Origin of the sequence: Mesoflavibacter sp. CH_XMU1404-2, from assembly GCF_037029465.1 — a bacterium.
Taxonomy (GTDB): domain Bacteria; phylum Bacteroidota; class Bacteroidia; order Flavobacteriales; family Flavobacteriaceae; genus Mesoflavibacter.
This window is the reverse complement of the sequence record NZ_JAYMEM010000002.1, coordinates 36222-55220: the sequence shown is the minus strand read 5'-3', so window position 1 is coordinate 55220 and position 18999 is coordinate 36222. Positions and strand designations below refer to the sequence as shown.

Below are 18999 nucleotides of genomic sequence, written 5' to 3'. Positions count from 1 at the left end.
ATAAATATTAACTCACGATTGCCGATGCGTAGCCATTACGCTGCCCGTTATGCTACAATAAGCAATCTTTTAGAATTTTAAAATTATTTAGCATGAAAGAATTATTAGAATTACCAACCCATTTGTTAAGCACTAAAGACTTGGCAAAACTTTTAATGAAAGCTTATCAAGAAGGAATTAAGGATTATGCAAATGGTGAATTAAAAGGAAAATCCATTGAGGAATTGAAAAGTTTTGTAAATCCCAAGTTTATGGATATAATTTTAAAAGGCTGATTGCGTGCCTCGATGGCTATTGTAGCATAACACCAAGCTAAACGAAGTTTTGCCTAAAGCAAAATTTTGTTTTAGCGACTGTTATGCGCAGTATTGCCATAAAGCAATATTGCGCACCAAAAAAATCAAACAAACAACCGTAATTTTACGTTTTTTTTTATTTCCAATTTTCAATAACTTTTGCAGCTTCAGATCCTTTTAAGCTTTTTACCCATTTAGCTTCTTGCAAACTTATATTTCTACTTTCAGCAATAATATTATTAATATCTGGCATTAGTTGTTTTTCGTAAGAAAATAAATTAAATAAATGCTTTAAATCCTTTTTTGTACAACCTTCAATACTGTACTTATCAAATAATTCTTTTTGGGTTAATTGTGTTACACTCATGTAATTGTGGTTTTTTTATATGGTATAACAAAAATATAAAAAAAACTTCATCAAAATACATAACAACTTCATCAATACACATAACAACTTCATCAAAGCACAACAAACCAAACAAACAACTATAATTTAAGCTAATATTTGTAACCAACAGTTATGGTAAATTCATAAATGGTTAGTATTGGTAAAATTAAAAGCTAGCCTATTTTTTAGGTTAGCTTTTTTTATTTAAAAGTTATTTGAAATAAAAATGAGCGAAAATGCAGCTAAAAGAGTTATAAAAAAAGGTAGTCAGTTTGAAAAGTATTTCAAACCTTTTTGTAATACCACTTTTTTAGGTTATGGTAATACCGATTTGTCTATTAAAATAATGGCAAAATGGGTAAAAAAATACAAACACCAAACCAAACAACTAGCATTAGATCATTTTGCAGGATATAACCTTTTAGATACGGTTAATAAAATCTATCAATTTGCACACGATCATTTTCAGTACAAATTAGATGGTGCAGATCAACAAATAAGAAGTCCTTATTGCGCATGGTTAGATAGGTATAACGGTATAGATTGTAAAAGTTATAGTGTAATAATTGGTACTATCTTAGATAATTTAGGTATCAATTATTACTTTAAAAAAACAAAACAACCAGGTTATTCTCCAGATCAATTTACGCACGTTTACGTTTCAATACCAAAAAACCAAAAAACTAACAGTTTAGAAGATTATTACATAATTGATGCCACAATACATAACAACATAGAATTACCATACTTAGAAGCAAAAACAAAGCTTATGAGTAGTAAAGGTTTAAAACATTACGGTTTAGGTAAACCAGCTTTAGGTTATCCTAATCCTTTTAACCAATTGGATAATCCATATTCAGTACCAGCACCAAATTTTGGTTTAGCTGGTTATAATGGTTTAGCTGGAGAGAATAATCAAGATATTTTTAATCAAATAGGAGATTTTTTTAAAGACTTAGATTTTGGAAATCTATTTTCATCTATTGATTGTTGGGGCGGTACAGCTTTTGACGGAAATATATTACAGGATTTAATACCTAAAATAGTAGATTATTTTTTATCTAAAATAGATATTTATAATCAAGCAATAGCAAATCAAGATTGGCAAAATATACACAAAATATTAGCTGAAATTTACGCGCGTAAAGATTTAATGGTAAGAACTTTTCATGCTAAACAAGCTTCTAAAGATTGGAATAGTTGTAGTAATAGTTCTTTTAATTTTGTTAGTAATTTTTTAATAAACAAAATAGAAGGTGTTTTACTTACAGCTTTACACGCTCATAATGTTAAGTATTTTACAGGTCCACACCCAACACCAAACCAATTTACATTTACACAACCAGCACATTCTGGAGATATGTTTGACGGTGTTAAACTTTGGGGTACTGCAATACCTAATCCAGTAGAATCAGAAGTACACGCTTATACCACAATACAGCAACCTAAATACGATGTAATACCAGCTTTTACAATTACACCAGAAATAGAAAATGCTTTAAATAGTGATGTTAATACTAGCAATTTTAATGTTACTAATTTTTTACAAACACTCGCAAACACAGCACCAATAATATACGATACTGTTACAGGTAATAATACAGGATCAAATAACCCAACAGATAACTCACAAAACACAGGGCAAGACTTAGATAATCCAAGCCAACAAAACGCTGGTTTTAGTTTAACGCAAGGATTAGTTTTAGCTGGTTTAGTATTTGGTGCTTATAAGTATTCTCAAACATCTAAAAAATCTAAAAAGTAATGATTATTAATCTAGTTAATAAAATAGATAACAACAATACCTATTTAAGAGAAAAAAAGTGTGGTTGGTTTTGTCGTAAATGGAAAAAACTAGCAACCGCAGTTGTAACACTTGTTACAGCAGGACCAATAGCAGCTATAGGATATGCTTTAACACAAGACTGGTCAATGGATGAAAATAAAATATCGTTATCTGACTTTATGGGAGATGATGCAGAAATTTCAGAAAAAGAAGCCAGACCTTTAGATATATGGGTAAGAAATAATTTTTTACCTAAATACGACGCTTTACTTAAAGAAGCTAATACTATTTTAGATAGTAATTCACTTCAAAATCAGTTATCAGATATTAACAATGTATTAGATAAAATTTATCTAGTAAAAAAATATGTTGCGTTAAAAACTTTTCCTTATCAAACACCAGAAGGAAGAACACTAATTAATGATTATGTACAAGATCTTTTAAAAGATGTTGAAGATGTTATTGCAACTATTTTAGATAATTCTGAAATTGAAATAGAGCAATTTTCTAAAACAGTTAGTTCATCAGTTGAAAAATTAGAGCCAATATTAGATAAGCAGTTAATAACAAATGAGATAATTAACTATAATCATTTTTCAACTAGCAGTATTAATTATAAAGTTTCAAAAACCAATACAAGTGATACAGTATTAACTATTAATGATGCGCCAACAGACTTAAATCAAACAATTAATGCTAATACACCAGACACAGTTAGCACAGCAAATTCAAGCAGTTTAAAATTATTAGGCTGGTCTATTTTTGCTTTTGGTGTAGTAAAAGTATTAACCAAAAAAAACAAAAAATAATTATTAATAAATTCAGTTAAACATGAAAATCGGTAAACCAAACACAAAAAATACTGAAAAAACTTTAATCATGGGTGGTGGTGCTGTTGCAGGTGCTATTACAAGTGATGTTGTTGTAGAAAAAGCAGCAGCTAAGTTTCCTTCAGTAGAAAAAAACAAAAAAATCGCTAGAGGTGTAATTGCAGCTATTGGCGTATTAGGCTATTTATCTGTAGGAGGATCAGACACAGCAGCAGATTTAACCAGAGGTGCATTTTTAGGAATGACAGTACAACAAGGTGGTAGATTAGCAGCAGAAGCAGTTAATAAAGCCTTACCAGAAACAGTAAAAGACGAAGCTACACGCAAAGCTTTAGGTAGTCCTTGCGGTTGCAATAGCACACCAAGTTATCAAGCTTTAAATGGTCCTAGAAGAAGATCTTTAGGTATTCCTGTAAATGGATACCAAGCACCAGAGCAGATGCAAAGCGCACCTACAATGATTGCTTAATCATTTAGTATTTACCGATACAAACCATATAAGAATACCACAAAAACAAAACAAAATTTTTAAAAACTTATAAAAACAAAAACAATGAAGTATCAATTAGTAATCGCCTTTTTAGGCATGGTATCGTTCTTATTTCCAGAGCAAACAAGAGCAGCTATCCAAAGCAACAAATTAAAAGTAACAGACACTGCTGTCTATATTCGTAAACAATTTACAGCAGGTAATACCGCTAAGTTAATTGACGGATCTACAGATAAATTAGTAGGTATTACCAATGTAGACGGTAATAAGTTTGATGCTTTCCGTAATCTAGTTATCACAGATATTTCTGTAAAATACGGTAAAGATGCAAGTGCTACAGATGCAGCAGCAATAGATTATAACGCAAACGCTATGCCAGCAGCTTTACGTAATGCAGAGTTAGTAGTACGTCAAGGTAGTCGTGTAGTTGTTAGTATGCCATTATCAACTTTTGAGCCTGGTAAAAATGCATCGCCAGCTTCTATTGGTGCAGATGCTTACAGTCTTAAAACATGGGCAGTATTAGTAGAAGGACAACCATTTACTTGTAATATCGAGTTTGCAAACGGTGCAACTATTGCAGGTACAGACAACCACTTTGTAGAAGTGCAGTTCTTCGGTGCAGAAACAGGATCAAGAGTAAACTAATCTTGTAAAATACACAGTTAAAAACGAGTAATAATAATCAAAAAAGGCAATGGTTACTCATTGCCTTTTTTTGATAAAAACAAACAATAACTATGGAATTTCTACAAGGATTTAACCCACTTACACACGTCTTAAAGCACGAAGTTGTTAATCTAACTATTGCAAACGGTACTAACAAAGTAATAGGATCTATAGATGTTAGAGAAGGCGAAGTAATTGGCGTTTTAGCAGATACAGACGGTACAGAAAAAGCCAATAACAATATGTGTTATTTAGGCATACAAGACGGACGTAGACAATACCACGAAGAGCCTGTTAGTATAGAGTTTTACAAAAAACCAGCAAACGGTTATAGCGGTATTAGACCACTACAAATGACAGGCGGACAAAAACTATACGCCGAAGTCAGTACACTAAACAACGTAACAGCAGCAACAAAAATACAAGTAGTATTTATTGTTAAGCAAGAACGTAAAGCATAATTAATTAATCATAACAAATGGATATTATCAAAGCATTAGCACAGCAGTTTTCTAAGTTTTTAGTAGAAATTAAAAGCTTTTTAAACGAGTTATCATTAAGTAAACCAACAGGAAGTAGTTTAACATTTCCTATTACTGAAGATACAACAGAACATTTTGACGGTGTTATAAAACCTAGCTTTTATAATGCTGGTAACGTACCAGTAGAAGTAGACGGTTTTCCTATTCAGCCAGGTGTGCTAATACATTGGGATTATCCATTTGTATATGTTGGTAAGACGGTAAAAATCAAATTCAATCCAGATGGTGTTACCGATCCTAATCAGTTACTATATATCTCTTGGGGATCTTACCACACTAACAAATATTAAAAATCCTCTTTAAAAATGTCAAACCGTTTAGAACAAATACAAACAGAGTTAGAGAAACTAAAAAACAAATATGTTTTTCAGTTTGTCAATAAATCTACCGCAGATAAGCTTACAAAAAACGAGCCTGGTAAATACAACTCAAAAGTAGTTTGGTCATACGATGATGTTGTAAGCTATTTCGGAAGCTTTATAGGATTACTAAAGCACATGCAAAATAATCTTAATGCCGAAGGTGTCAATATTCTATTTAGAAAACCTAACGGATCAAGAAGCATAGCAACAAAAAAAGAAGCTTTAGATATTTCTTTTAAAAAATCACAACCTATGAATAATACTACACCACAAACAACACAAAGCGTAACACCAGCAGCACAAAATCAAACATATACTCCAGCACCAACACCAAATTTTGGTTTAGGTGGTCCAGGACAAAGCATTGGTTTAGGTTTTGCACAAGTTTTAGACTACGAAAAAAAAGCAAACCGTTTAGAGTTGTTAGAAGAACATCATGCTAAACAAAAAAAACAAATAGAAACGTTAGAAACGCTAAATACCAAACTGCAAAGAGAGTTAGACGAAGCTAACAGTAAATGCAGATTAGCTGAAGACAGAAAAAACTTTGAAGTAGAAAAAGCCGAAGCTAAAAAGCAATCTTTTATTACACCAGAATTGATTGATGCAGTTATGAAAAATGCACCAGGTATTTTACAATCATTTTCTGGACAAGGTAGTGCAACACAACCAAACACAGACACAGGTTTAGGTAATCCATACGCTAACTTAACAAAGGATCAGCAAACCTTAATAAACGAGATAGCACAAGGCAATTTTACCGAAAACCAACAATTTATAATCTATCAAATTGTAGAAGGCTTAAAAACCAATCCAAACCTAGAAGTACAACTAGCAGCAATGTTTAACCAATAACAACTAACTATGAGCGCAATAGAAACAGCACAAAGACAAAAAGCAATAAACCAGCTTAACGCATTAGATACAGAAACCCTAGTAGATTTAGGTAATCTAGCAGCCAACCCAAAAGCAGTACAAAAGTTTAAATCTAACCGCAAAATGATAAAAACATTTATCGGTATTTAAAACACACTAAAAATGGCAACAGAAGTAGCAAAAAAAACTAACAAAACCGCTAAAGTAAAAGACAGCGTTACTAAAAGCATTAACAAAGCAGGCGATTACGCAAAGAGCAATCCAAAAACCGTGCTTTATGTTGTTGGTGGTTTAGCTGCAATCTATTTAGGTTACAAAATTGTAAAAGGATTTTTACCAGCAAAAATAGATAATAGCGTTTCTGGTACAGGTGGCAGCACAGTAGGTGCAACACTAAGCAGCACAGAAGCAGCAAACTTAGCGCAGCAGTTGTTAGATGCTTTTAATGCTAAAGAGCCATTTTGGGGTACAGACGAAGATACCGTAATAGGCGTGTTTAAATTGATAAAAAACAATGCCGACTTCTGGAAAATCTCTAACGCTTTTGGCGATAAAGATTACAACGGTTACAACAGTCCGCCAGAAGGTGCCTGGAGTTGGTTAGATAGTTACGAAAAAAGAAACCTAGTCTATTGGTTAAAAAGCGAAATTAAACCAGGTGACGGAGAAGTTTACGACATCGTAAAACAAAGATTAACAAGCTTAGATATAGCGTTTTAAACTAATACAATGAATTTACAAAAAACAGCAACAATAGTAAGTATTTTGGCAGGCGTAGCAGGATTATACTCATGGAACAAAAACCGTCAAGCACAAAGCACAAATACACAACCAGAACAAAGCATAGTAGATAAATTGTTAGGTAAAACAGCTTATGCAGCACAACCAAAAACAATCGTTAATCTAGCAAAAAAAGAAGGTACACTTTGGACAGATACAAACACACAACGTCTTATAGTTAACCAAAACAATACCATAGGTACAGTAATAGCAGTAGTAACAGATCCATACATAAAAACAGACATCTACCTAATAATAGATATACCGTTTTATGTAGGTAGTCCAACACAAGTAGGACACGGTATAATTAAATTAGAAAACGTAAAATTTCAATAATGGTAACAACAGGAACAGGCTTAATAGCACCACCAAAAACAATAAGCGGTGTAGTAACAGATACAGAAGGTAACATCTTAGAAGGCGCACACGTCTTTTATAACAATGGTAAAGAAAACATTGGTATAGTTACCAATCAACATGGCGAGTTTTGGCTGGACCAGGTACCAGCAACCGCAGTAGTAAAATTTAACTACCAAGAACAAGAGTTAGCAAAGTATTTTACGTATGAATTGCCAAAAAAAGTTGTTTTAGACATTACCAATCAATTAGACGGTGTATATCTAACCAATAAAAAAAGCAACTTAAAATGGTGGATAGCAGGATTAGCAACAGTTTTAGTTGTTAGACATATCTCAAAAAAAAATAAAACAACCAACACAAAAAAGTCTAATAAAAAAGGACTAGGTAAACCAAAAAAAGTAAAAGAAGTAACACTATAAAAAATGGGTGTAGTACTATATAATCCAAGTTTAAACGCAAACAACAACACAGCACAAGTAAACAAACTTAAAGTGCAACAAATGCTTACAACAAGTCCAGACAATGTAGAGCCTGGTTATGTAAGTTTACAGTATGCAGATGCCGAACTTGAAGCCGACCAATACATAACAAACCTAGTATTTAACACAGATTTTAGCCAATATCTAAACGAGTTTAAAGACGTTGCAGGATCAAACAGCTTTGTAGTAAAAATAACCAACCTAACTAAAGAAACTACGTTGTTAGGTACAGTTACAAACATAGCCAACACCGAAGTAAAAATAACAATTGCTACAGACGACGAAAAAAGCTTCACAACACAAGAAATAGACGTAGAAGATGAGTTAATTATCGAGTTAGATTTTATAGATAAAGATGATTATTTATACGCAGGTTTTTCTGGACAATCTAACATGAATTGCATAGTAGAAGGACAAACAGGTGGCGGTGATGATACTATAGATGATGATATTCAAGCTTGGGATGATATTCAAAACATTTGGGTAACAGCAGATTTAACTAAATATCCTTTTGGTGAACGTGTAAGTGTTGGAGGTGCTGATATTAGCGGTAATAATAACCTTGCTTTTCATACTGCAAAAAGGTTAAAAGAAAGAACAGGAAAAAAAATAAGAATATTATTCAAAGCTTATTCTGGTATATCAATAGATAGGTGGTTATTATCTAGTGAAACTCATGCAGCTTGGGATGGACTTTTAAATGTTATTAATTCTTCTGGTACAAAAAAATTAGATGTTTTCTATTTTTTTCAAGGCGAAACAGATAGTAATAACGCTGTAGACTTACCAACAATATATGCAGGTAAAATAAAAGAGTTTATAAATCAAATAAGAAGTTTAGAAGTTTCTAAAAAAGAAATACCTTTTATAGCTGCCGAATTAGATAGCCAATATAGGCTTAATGATGTTTTTTATAGATTTCCTCAATATTTAAAATACATAGAAGATAAAAACTTTACTGTTATTAAAACAGAAGATTTACAAAGATTAGATACTATACATTTAACAGGACCTTCTATTGTTACTGCTTCTTCTAGGTATGCAGATGCTTTTTTAAGCTTACCTGTACAAGTCGATAAAATTTTTGATTTTAATTATAAAACACTAACTAATAATGGAGAATTTATTGATCCTAATATAAATTATGTAGAGTTAGATGTTTCAACAGCTTCTAAAAACTTTTCTTTACCTTATCTAAATACTTACAAAAAAGTAACTATAAAAATAATAGGTACTTCTAACTTAAATTTTGCTCGAATTAACACAAAAACAGGAGAATTTTATAATGACGGAACAACTAATAAAATTGATTTATACGGTGTTGGTACAGAAATAACTGTAGTTTCTACACCAGAAGGGCATAAAATAGTTAAAGAAAAAATCAATAATATCCATACAAGAGAAATAACAGGGACTTCATCAGTTACAAATATTACATTAACAAAATATTCATCTAAACATATAATTGTTAGAGGTAGTACAGATACTGCAAACGTTAATATTACACTTCCTCAACATTTAAAAGGAGATGATATTTATATAGAACGAGAACCAGGAACAACGCATTCAGTAAATATTATTAATGCTTCTGGTGCTGAGATAGATAATAGTGGTTCTAATTTCACAATTAACGACGGAGATTTAATGAGGTTTTATTATTCAGAAGAAGTGCAGTTATACCGTTGGCAAACCATAAGAACTTAAAGTGTAAAAAAATGTAAATAATCTATTAACCTAAAAATTTAGCAACATGAAAAAATTAAGATAACATGCAACAAAACCCAATTAAAACAGCAGTAGAAGTTGTAGAAGCAGCGTCTAACATTCCAGCAACACTAAAAGACATACTACTATTTGCAGGTTGTATCTTTTTTGGTGGTTTCTTTAAGATGTATAAAGCTAAAGAGAAAAATAAAAGCCAAAAAGTAACGCTATCATGGATATTGGCAGAATTAGTTGTAGGCTTATTTGTAAGTGTGCTTGTATTGGTAATTTTAGATTATTTAGTACACCTACCAAAGTTGTTAACCTATATGTTATGCGCCTATGCAGGTAGTTTAAGTGCATCAGTACATGATACTGTAGAAGAAAATATAAAGCTTCTTATCAATACATTATTTAAAAAAGTAACAAAATGAAAACTCAAGTAATTTCATACAAGCAAATCGTAATGTTAATTCTAGCGGTGCTATGCTTTGTTATAGCATTTGCATAAATTATAAATCATGGTAAACACCTGCAATAAAGAATATCTAATCATAGCTTTAGCCGAAGCCAGACAGCAAGAAGTAAAAGGCACGCAAGATAACCCTCGCATCATACAATATTTTGAAGATCTAGGCTTTGACGGTGCAAAACTAAAAGACGAAACAAGCTGGTGCAGCGCATACATTAATTGGGTATGCTTGCAGGCAGGTTTACCACGTAGTAACAAATTAACAGCTAGAAGCTGGCTTAAAGTAGGACACAAAGTAGAAAAAGACCAGCAAGAAATTGGCGATGTAGTAGTTTTTTGGAGAGAAAGTCCGCAATCCTGGAAAGGTCATGTAGCCTTTTACATACGTGAAGATAAAAATTGGATTTACTGTTTAGGTGGCAACCAAAGCGATCAAGTAAAAGTAAGTGTCTACCCAAAAAGTAGATTATTAGAATACAGACGTTTAACAAGCTATTAAAATGAAAAAACACCCATTAGCAACAGTAATAGCTATCTGGTTTATCTTTTTGTTAATACTGTTAGCTGCAACGTTTAATTAAACACCAGGACCATGAAAAAATTAATACTTATCGTTATACTCTTTAGTTTGTTTAGTTGTGACGTTCAAAAAAAAGCGATTAAAAACAAAACAGATCGTCAATTAACAGAGCAAATAGAAACTAAAACCTATCGTCCAGGCGATACCATAAGTATTGATATACCAAACATCAAGCTAAAAGATACGGTTATAGAAAGAGTAAGCTATAAATATAACAAACCTTCAATAGCAAGAGTAACTTATGATGAAAACGGAAACATAAAAGTAGAATGTTTACAGGCTCAAATTGAAGAAACTAACCGAATTAACAGACAATTATTAGAAGTAATAAAAGATAAAAACCAAGAAAAAACAGAAAACTTTAAACCGCAGTATTTTATTTACGCATTAGCGGTTTTAGTGCTATTTGTGGTTATCGGTTTTGTGATAATTTCTAATAAAATCAATAAGATAAAACTACTTTAATTATGGATAAAAAGTTAAAAATAGCAGGCGTAGCAGCAGGATTAGGATTAGCGTATTACTTTTTAAACAAAACATCAGTTTCGTTTTCAAACTTTGATCCGCAATTAAAAACAGTAGACGTTAATGTAAGCGTAGGACTTAGTACCTACTCTACTACAATAGATATTTCAACACCAAAAAAAGATGCTTTTAAATTTTTAAACAAAAACGTAAACCTAGCAATTACCAAAAGCGGTATAGTTAGCGTAGTGGTAACCAATCAAAACAAAGAAGAATTAGATAAAGCTATGTTTAAGTTTTCTGCACAACCATTAGAGCCAGCAAACTTAAATAATATCGAAGTGCAAGAAGTTAAAGAAGTAAGGTATGAAAAATAAAAAAATAATAGCAGGTGCAATTTTAGGGTTATTTGCCATTAGCGGTTTAGCAGCTTCAAAAAATGTAAGCTTACAAAACCAAGCAATTAATGCGGCAACCAACACATTTGGTTTTTTAACTTCAGAACAACAAAACAACATACGTTTAATAACCAACGCATTTACAAAGTATGGCGATGGCGATAATAGTAAACTAGCCTACATTTTAGCAACCGCATGGCACGAAAGCTGGTTAAAACCAATTAAAGAAATTAGAGCAGCACAAGGTACAAGTCTATACAATACCCAAAACCAATATTGGTACACAGGTTATTACGGACGTGGTTTTGTGCAATTAACATGGCAAAGTAATTACCAAAAAATGGGTAATTGGTTAGGTATAGACCTTGTTAATAATCCAGACTTAGCATTACAGCCAGATATTGCTGCAAAAATATTAGTCTACGGTATGATTAACGGAAGCTTTACAGGTAAAAAACTATCAGATTACATAACAGGATCGTATAACGACTTTTACAACGCTAGACGTGTTGTAAATGGCTTAGATCAAGCACAAAAAATAAACAATTACGCAATAAGTTTAACACAATACGCATGAAAACACTACACACCATATTAATAGGCGCAGCGCAAAGTGCATTTGGCTTTTTAACTTCAGAACAAATAAACAACATACGTCTTATAACCAATGCGTTTGCAAAGTATGGCGATGGCGATAATAGTAAACTAGCATACATTTTAGCTACTGCATGGCATGAAAGCTGGTTAAAACCAATAAAAGAATACAGAGCAACGCAAGGCACAGCACTTTATAACACACAAAACCAATATTGGTACACAGGTTATTATGGACGTGGTTTTGTGCAATTAACATGGCAAAGCAATTACCAAAAAATGGGTAATTGGTTGGGTATAGATTTAGTAAACAATCCAGATTTAGCACTACAACCAGATGTAGCTGCAAAGATATTAGTCTACGGTATGATTAACGGTAGTTTTACAGGTAAAAAACTCTCAGATTACATAACAGGATCGTATAACGACTTTTACAACGCTAGACGTGTTGTAAACGGATTAGATCAAGCACAAAAAATAAACAATTACGCAATAAGTTTAACACAATACGCATGAAAACATTACACACTATATTAATAGGCGCAACAGCATTAGCAATGTATGCATACAACAAAGCAAATAATACGGTTACAGAAGCCAAAAATATTATTGACAACCTAAAGGTTAAAGTAAAAAAAATCAATAATATAACACAAGGTTTTGGAAAATTAACCATTAATCTCGATATTGCGTTAATAAACCAAACTAACCATAATTTTGAAGCTAATTTTGGCGACACAGCAACGCTTAAAAAATTAGAATTATACACCAATACAGGCGTATTACTAGCAACCGCAAACAAAGAAGTAAGCAATTTAAACCTGCAACCTTATACAGAAACGGTAATACAAAATGTAAACGTAGATATAGACACTTCTAACATTGTATCTACCATAACACAAATTTTATCATTAACACCAGAAAATATAGTTGTGCAAGCACATGTACAGGTATTAGGTAAAAACTTTGTGATTTAATTATGGAAAAATTAATCCAAGAATACAACGCATTACACGGAAAAGTTATTGATTACGATACACTTTATGATTTGTTTGAAAAAATGGAACAAGTAGACGTTTTTGACAATGATTATCATAAAGGAAACACAGAAAATAAAATAGGAAAACAATTTAGTGATGCAACAGCAAAGCTAGAAAACCTATTAATGAATAACCCAGACACCACACATTTTAAAATTAACCTTTCAGAAAAAATAGACCTACCAACAGGTTTAGGCGCACCAAGACATAAAGGTATTGCAAAAGAAGCATTAACCGATTGCGGTAGACTTAAACCTGGTTACAAATACGTAAAAGGTGGTAAGATTGAAAAGGTTGCTGCTAAAAAAGAAAAATCTACCGTTAAAATAGATGCAGATATTTCTGAAAAATATAACATATCCAGATATGGTAAAAAAGGATTTCAAATTACTTCAGATGATCCTTATGTAAAAAAAGCTTTAAAAATATTTAATTCAAAAAAATTAAATATAGAAAACTATCAAGATGCTGTTTTATGGGGAAAATCTAATTTTGAAAAAATTAAGCCAACTAAAAAAAATGAAGCTTCATATATCAATGTAAACCGAAATATAAAAACACTTTCGGATACAGAATTAAAAGCTTTAAGTAAAGAATATGCTAACGATATACTTTGGAAGCCAGACGTTGTTAAATTCATGGAAAAAGTACGTGAAGAAATTATTTTACGTAAAGAAGTAACAAAAAAAGCAATTAAAAAACACCTTTTAAATCAATCTAAAGAAAAATTAGCAGATAATTACGCTTATATTTTTAGTGCAGATTTAGATCGTGTAGAAGCAAGATTATTAGATAGTAAAGCAGAATACAAAAAACATCTTAATAAATTAGTAGATAAGGTTTTTGATAATAAACAGCATTTAAGCGCTATTGATTTTAAATTATCGGAAAATTCAAAAAAAAAAGATGATCCGCAATTAGATTTATTTAAAGGTTTAGCGGGTCCGCAACATGAAGGTATTGCAAAAGTAGCTTTAAATAGTTGTGGTAGGCTTAATCCTGGTTATAAATATGTAAAAGGAAAAGGTATTGTAAAAGTTAAACCAAAAGCTAAAGACAAACCTACTCAAAAAGAACATCCAAAACTTAAAAAATATCAAAAACAATTAGAAGATTTGTTTTCTAAGGTTTCAGGCTTAGAAACCCAAAAAGATAACTTTCAGAAAAAAATAGACAAAGCAGAAAACTTTTCTGAAAAAAATGATTTAATGAGAGAAAAATTTGCGCTCGTTAAAAAAATAAATAATCTTTTAAAAGAACAAACCGCTTTAGTAAATATAATACTTGCGGTAGATAATGGTGGCGATGTAATTAGTGTTACCGATAAAAAAGGTAAAAAACATAATGACATTGCAGACTTTACCAAAGTAAATACGCAAGAAATTGTGTTTAATGAAGAAACAATACTTACCGATAAAAAACCTATTTACATACCAGCATTAGACGAAAAAGCTTTAGAAAGTCATGGTTTTGTGTTTGATGCTATAAAAACAAAAGAAGATACTTATTTAGTAAGTGTTAATAGCTTTCAAGACACTAAAGACAATGTATTTGTGCTATTAACATTAGATCAGTTAGTATTAACAAGTATGTACTATACAACCAGAGCAAAAGCGTTGTACAAACAACAAGCTGAAGATAGTACAAAAAGACAAAAAGAGTATTACAATAATCTACCAGAAGAACGAAGAAAAAAATACTTTACCGTTAACAGCGCAAAAGCATTATACAACAGTCTACCAGCAAAAATTAAGAAAAAAATAACGTTAGCTGAATATGAAAAATTAGACTGGAACGAAAAAGAAGCACTTTACAAGCCATACAAACGTTATGGTACAAAACGTATAAAATCTAAGCTAGATAGTAAGCATATGTGGGCATCAACACACTATATGTATGAGCGTTTTGTCAACCCAAAAGCAACAATGCCAAAACCACGTACAGCAAACCCAGAAGTATTTGAGTATTGGCGAGAATTTAGACAGTTTTTAGACTTTAAAATAAACGATATTAATGTTCAGGCGCAAGACTATTCAGATAGTCGTAAAAAAGGCTTAGAAACAGCTTACGGTATAAAAAACACAAGTAAAGAACTATTTGATAAATATGGTATTTTAATAAAACGCCAAAACGGTAGTAATTTAACCGTAGCACAAATAGAAAACACGCAAGATGCATGGCAAAAAATATTAGATACTTATGGTAATTTAGTGCCAATAGCCAAAGATTATGGTTTAAAAATATCACATACAGGATCTAAATTAGTTTATGCACGTAAAGCATTAGGTGTATTTAATCCTAATTTTAACGCTATATCTGTTAGTGCAAAATATGGTTTTGAAAACTTTACTAATATCATGGCGCACGAGGTAGCGCATTTGTTAGATTATTTAGAAGGTCAAAAAACAGGTAAACGTTACGCAAGTGACAACTACGAAAGTCTTGCAGGTCAAATAGCAATTACTTTTAAAAAGAATATGAATGCAAAAAGCTCTAGTAGTTACATAAATAGTATAAAAGAGTGTTTTGCACGTGCATTAGAGCAATATTTTGCTTTACAAAATTACGGAGATACAGCAACCGCATATTATATAGAAATGATAGGCGATTTAAAACAAGAGTTTCCTTATACGCAAGTAGATCAATATGTAGGATTAACAAATTTCAATACTAAAGTTAAACCGCTTATAGAAGATTTTTTAAGCAGTTTTAAGAGTAAAAAAAACAAACCAACCAAACAAGGCTTAGGTAATCCTAAACCAAAAACAATAGAAGTAGATTTAAGCCAAGTGCCAAATCCAGCACCAAAAGCATTAGGTAATCCAAATACAGAAGTGCAACCACAACCACAAACAGAAGCATTACATCTGGAGAGGTCAAAACCGCAATCCGTTAATACGCAAAAAGAGGTCGTAAAGACGGATGCGGCTTTGCAAAACACAGCTAGTAAAGTAATAGGTTTAAAAAGCAGTAAAGAGCAAAGAGAAAACGCAAAACCTATTAATTATTTTGCTTTAAATGGTACAATAGCCAAGTTTTTAGGAAACCTAGAGAAAAAGCATAAAGAAAGTTTATCTATTAACATATCTGGTCCAGCAGGATCAATGAAAACACGTTTTAGTTTTCAGTTTGTAGACGAACTTTTAACGGACGGTTTAACCGTAGGATTTGCAAGTTTAGAAGAACATTACCAAAGCGCATTGTTTAGAAACAAAGAAGATCAATATATCAAACCGCAAAATTTAGAACACTTTTATCCGTTTAGTGATTTGCCAGATACTTTTGAGCAGTTTGTAGCAATAGTAAATCAATGCGATGCATTTTTTACAGATAGTTGGCAAAAGCTAGTAGAAAAATATGGTAACATAAATTACGATAGTCAATTTAGAAAAGCTATTGACGGTAAAATATTGTTTACTATTTTTCAAGAAACCACAGACGGAAAAACACGAGGCGGATCTAAAACAACATTTGACGGAGATATTATTTTAAAAGTAGACGTAACACCAGAAGATTATACAAACAACTATGTATATGCACAAAAAAACCGTTACGAAACAATACCAGGCGCAAAGTATTACATACATGATAAAAAATTGGTAACACCGCAAGATGAAGCAGCAGCGCAATTACCGCAAAGTATAGAAGTGTCGCTAAGTTAGTGTATTCATTTTTATTTAGTTAGTTAGTGTCAAAAGGCGTAAAGTTTTAAACTTTGCGCTTTTTGTGTTAAAAAAAATTGTAATTTTGTTATACCATATAAAAACTACCATAAAATGAAACCAGACTTCACTCAAATTATGCTGGACCTAAAAGAAAAAGCATACAACCCACAAAACAACACTTACAGTTATAAAGAAGCTAACCATGTATTGCGCAATCATTTATACCAACGTAAAAAGCGTTTAAGCTATCATTTTAAACAGTTTTTTATATTAATGTTACTTAGTAGTTTATTCTTGTTTTTAAGTTTTTCTGTATGTAAAGCAGCTTATAATTACGTACACTTTACAGATCCAGTAGTAGATGTTTTTTTAATCATAACCAACTACACCTTAGCTATATTATTAACCAAAAAATTAGTTTAATTATGATAATCCAATTACAAAATTTGTTAATAGACATGGCTCATGTAATTAAAGTAAAATTTACAGAGTACCAAATAGAGATTACTTACGATAACAAAGACGTAGACTACATATCGTTAGCTAAGTTGTTAAATGCGCCATACAAAACAGTTTTAGAATTTAAAGATTGCCATAATATTGATAAAAACCTTGTTAATCAATATTCTGGAACAAGCCCAGAGGTTTTAAAAAGGTTACAGTCAGACGATTTGATTAATTTATACGATAAAGATGATTTGTGTGCATACCTATATCAAAACAACCACATTATAAGATACTACAACCATCAATTAAGTGAAGCTATGCGAGTTTCAAAAAAAACACCACATAAAATAATACAACACAACCCTAAAAATATTATTCCATTATAACTTTAAAAGATTTCCCAGAACACCTAACGTTTTTCTTTATAAAGAATAGAGAGTATTAATAAGTATTAATACTTATTAATACTCTTAATTTTAAAATTTTACACTAAAATTACTTCCGTATTGTTTTGGTAGGTTGGCTTGCACGTCACGTAAGTATTTACGTGTTACTTCTGGTCCGCTATGCCCAATTATAATAACCAGTTTGTTTATAATTTCGTAATCGTTTAAACCTTGTTTTTTGTAATGGTTATAATTGTCTATTGCTGCACTATGCCTAAAGCTGTAAAGTCCGTAATGCTCATTAAACCCTAAATGTTTCTTAGCCTTTTTAAAACGTTTCCTAAAATGATCGGTTTTTGTTTTTTCGGTAGCTTGCCAGTTTTCAATCTTGTTATTGTTGGTAAAGAGATATTCATCTTTATAAATTTTACCTTGCTGCATGTATTTTAATACAACGTCTTTTAATTGAGGTACTAAAACCTTAGTTTTAAAAACATCGGTTTTAGTTTCTACCCTATACACGTTATTCTCCAGATCAATATTTTTAGGTTGTAGCCTTATAATTTCGGTAATACGTAAAAATCCATAAAACACAAACTTTATAAAATCTACCATGTAAGGATCTGTTTGTTTTAAATGCTTGGTTATTGTTTGTATTTGTTTGGGTGTAAATGGTGTGTTCTTTTTTGGTTTACTTTTTAATGTAGGTAACTCTTTAGCAATGTTTGCATTTATAATACCTTCTTTGCTTAAATAACCAAAGATAGCACTTAGCGCACGTTTATAATTATTTACAGAGGTATTGCTTAACTCTAAAGTGTTTAAAAAGGCTATAACATGTTTTTTTGTAATGCTGGTAACATCGTTATTGTGTACCCCAACTTTTTTACACCAGTCTAAAAAATGCCCTAATCTAAAATTATAATCTTTAATAGATGCGGTTTTAAGTCGCTTAGACTTTTGCTCTAAAACATAATTAACAGCTTCAGTAAGTGTATATGTTTTATTGCTTTCAAAAGTGTTTGTTGGTAAACCTTCTTTTAAAAATGGGTTGTAGCCACTTTCTAGTAATTCAGTTAAAGCTTCTACAATTTGCTTTGCGTAGTGTTTGCGCTCGCTAATTGTTTTGAAGCGATTAAGACCGTACTTATAAATAAACTTTTTCATTTTATTACTATCTGGATCACGGTAGTAATAATAAACATACCAATTGTTACCTGGTCCAACAATAGGTGTTTTGTTGGCATCACGTCTAATATAAATTTTAGGTAAACTATACTGTTTTTGCATGAGTTTTATAGTATGCTTTACAGGTACGTTTGTAGGTACGTTTTTAATAAAATACACTTTTTCAGTCATAGCAAAAAAAGTGTTTAAAAACGCAAAAAGC

25 protein-coding genes are annotated in these 18999 nt (G+C 31.5%); 23 read left to right on the top strand and 2 right to left on the bottom strand.

Features of this window, described 5'->3' with window-relative positions:
- Positions 1-92: 92 nt before the first annotated feature.
- Positions 93-275, top strand: coding sequence for a hypothetical protein (locus WA327_RS01560; RefSeq protein ID WP_336065667.1), 183 nt, complete (start codon positions 93-95; stop codon positions 273-275).
- A gap of 157 nt (positions 276-432) precedes the next feature.
- Here WA327_RS01560 and WA327_RS01555 read toward each other — a convergent pair whose 3' ends face one another.
- Entirely contained in the window at positions 433-663 is a 231-nt protein-coding gene (locus tag WA327_RS01555; RefSeq protein ID WP_336065665.1) for a hypothetical protein, read from the bottom strand.
- A 247-nt stretch (positions 664-910) separates the two neighbouring features.
- On the opposite strand from WA327_RS01555, the gene WA327_RS01550 reads away from it, so the two are divergent.
- The 22 genes from WA327_RS01550 (at position 911) to WA327_RS01445 (ending at position 17609) form a co-directional block, all read left to right on the top strand.
- Positions 911-2449, top strand: coding sequence for a hypothetical protein (locus tag WA327_RS01550; protein WP_336065663.1), 1539 nt, complete (start codon positions 911-913; stop codon positions 2447-2449).
- Complete coding sequence (locus WA327_RS01545; protein ID WP_336065660.1) at positions 2449-3279, top strand: hypothetical protein; 831 nt, start codon at positions 2449-2451, stop codon at positions 3277-3279. Before WA327_RS01550 ends, WA327_RS01545 begins: the two co-directional genes overlap by 1 nt.
- A gap of 22 nt (positions 3280-3301) precedes the next feature.
- Positions 3302-3769, top strand: a complete 468-nt coding sequence (locus tag WA327_RS01540) for a hypothetical protein (RefSeq protein WP_336065657.1) — start codon at positions 3302-3304, stop codon at positions 3767-3769.
- Between the two features lie 84 nt (positions 3770-3853).
- Complete coding sequence (locus tag WA327_RS01535) at positions 3854-4438, top strand: hypothetical protein (protein WP_336065654.1); 585 nt, start codon at positions 3854-3856, stop codon at positions 4436-4438.
- A 92-nt stretch (positions 4439-4530) separates the two neighbouring features.
- On the top strand, positions 4531-4920 hold the full coding sequence (locus WA327_RS01530; protein WP_336065652.1) for a hypothetical protein: 390 nt from the start codon (positions 4531-4533) through the stop codon (positions 4918-4920).
- Between the two features lie 17 nt (positions 4921-4937).
- Complete coding sequence (locus tag WA327_RS01525; RefSeq protein WP_336065648.1) at positions 4938-5291, top strand: hypothetical protein; 354 nt, start codon at positions 4938-4940, stop codon at positions 5289-5291.
- Between the two features lie 15 nt (positions 5292-5306).
- On the top strand, positions 5307-6218 hold the full coding sequence (locus WA327_RS01520; RefSeq protein ID WP_336065647.1) for a hypothetical protein: 912 nt from the start codon (positions 5307-5309) through the stop codon (positions 6216-6218).
- Between the two features lie 9 nt (positions 6219-6227).
- A complete protein-coding gene (locus tag WA327_RS01515; RefSeq protein ID WP_336065646.1) occupies positions 6228-6389 on the top strand; it encodes a hypothetical protein in 162 nt (53 codons plus the stop codon).
- 12 nt (positions 6390-6401) lie between these two features.
- The gene (locus WA327_RS01510; RefSeq protein ID WP_336065644.1) at positions 6402-6959 is read left to right on the top strand and encodes a hypothetical protein; all 558 of its coding nucleotides are present in this window, start codon (positions 6402-6404) and stop codon (positions 6957-6959) included.
- 9 nt (positions 6960-6968) lie between these two features.
- The gene (locus tag WA327_RS01505) at positions 6969-7355 is read left to right on the top strand and encodes a hypothetical protein (RefSeq protein WP_336065641.1); all 387 of its coding nucleotides are present in this window, start codon (positions 6969-6971) and stop codon (positions 7353-7355) included.
- Positions 7355-7798: a carboxypeptidase-like regulatory domain-containing protein gene (locus tag WA327_RS01500; RefSeq protein WP_336065638.1), complete on the top strand. Its 444-nt coding sequence runs from the start codon at positions 7355-7357 to the stop codon at positions 7796-7798. The genes WA327_RS01505 and WA327_RS01500 overlap by 1 nt, the downstream gene beginning before the upstream one ends.
- A 3-nt stretch (positions 7799-7801) precedes the next feature.
- On the top strand, positions 7802-9562 hold the full coding sequence (locus tag WA327_RS01495) for a sialate O-acetylesterase (protein ID WP_336065636.1): 1761 nt from the start codon (positions 7802-7804) through the stop codon (positions 9560-9562).
- Between the two features lie 65 nt (positions 9563-9627).
- Positions 9628-9996, top strand: a complete 369-nt coding sequence (locus WA327_RS01490; RefSeq protein WP_336065634.1) for a hypothetical protein — start codon at positions 9628-9630, stop codon at positions 9994-9996.
- Between the two features lie 87 nt (positions 9997-10083).
- Positions 10084-10533, top strand: a complete 450-nt coding sequence (locus WA327_RS01485; protein ID WP_336065632.1) for a TIGR02594 family protein — start codon at positions 10084-10086, stop codon at positions 10531-10533.
- A gap of 93 nt (positions 10534-10626) precedes the next feature.
- Entirely contained in the window at positions 10627-11079 is a 453-nt protein-coding gene (locus WA327_RS01480; RefSeq protein WP_336065630.1) for a hypothetical protein, read from the top strand.
- Between the two features lie 2 nt (positions 11080-11081).
- Complete coding sequence (locus WA327_RS01475) at positions 11082-11456, top strand: hypothetical protein (protein WP_336065627.1); 375 nt, start codon at positions 11082-11084, stop codon at positions 11454-11456.
- Positions 11446-12054, top strand: coding sequence for a glycoside hydrolase family 19 protein (locus WA327_RS01470; RefSeq protein WP_336065625.1), 609 nt, complete (start codon positions 11446-11448; stop codon positions 12052-12054). The genes WA327_RS01475 and WA327_RS01470 overlap by 11 nt, the downstream gene beginning before the upstream one ends.
- Positions 12051-12587, top strand: coding sequence for a glycoside hydrolase family 19 protein (locus tag WA327_RS01465; RefSeq protein WP_336065623.1), 537 nt, complete (start codon positions 12051-12053; stop codon positions 12585-12587). Before WA327_RS01470 ends, WA327_RS01465 begins: the two co-directional genes overlap by 4 nt.
- Positions 12584-13048 (top strand): hypothetical protein, encoded by a 465-nt coding sequence (locus WA327_RS01460; protein ID WP_336065622.1) that lies wholly within the window; start codon positions 12584-12586, stop codon positions 13046-13048. Before WA327_RS01465 ends, WA327_RS01460 begins: the two co-directional genes overlap by 4 nt.
- A 2-nt stretch (positions 13049-13050) precedes the next feature.
- Positions 13051-16773 carry a hypothetical protein gene (locus WA327_RS01455; protein WP_336065620.1) on the top strand — a complete coding sequence of 1241 codons (3723 nt, stop codon included), beginning with the start codon at positions 13051-13053 and terminating at the stop codon, positions 16771-16773.
- A 114-nt stretch (positions 16774-16887) separates the two neighbouring features.
- A complete protein-coding gene (locus WA327_RS01450) occupies positions 16888-17199 on the top strand; it encodes a hypothetical protein (protein WP_336065618.1) in 312 nt (103 codons plus the stop codon).
- A gap of 2 nt (positions 17200-17201) precedes the next feature.
- Complete coding sequence (locus WA327_RS01445) at positions 17202-17609, top strand: hypothetical protein (RefSeq protein ID WP_336065616.1); 408 nt, start codon at positions 17202-17204, stop codon at positions 17607-17609.
- A gap of 90 nt (positions 17610-17699) precedes the next feature.
- On the opposite strand, the gene WA327_RS01440 is transcribed toward WA327_RS01445, so the two are convergent.
- The gene (locus WA327_RS01440; RefSeq protein ID WP_336065614.1) at positions 17700-18968 is read right to left on the bottom strand and encodes a tyrosine-type recombinase/integrase; all 1269 of its coding nucleotides are present in this window, start codon (positions 18966-18968) and stop codon (positions 17700-17702) included.
- Positions 18969-18999: the final 31 nt, after the last annotated feature.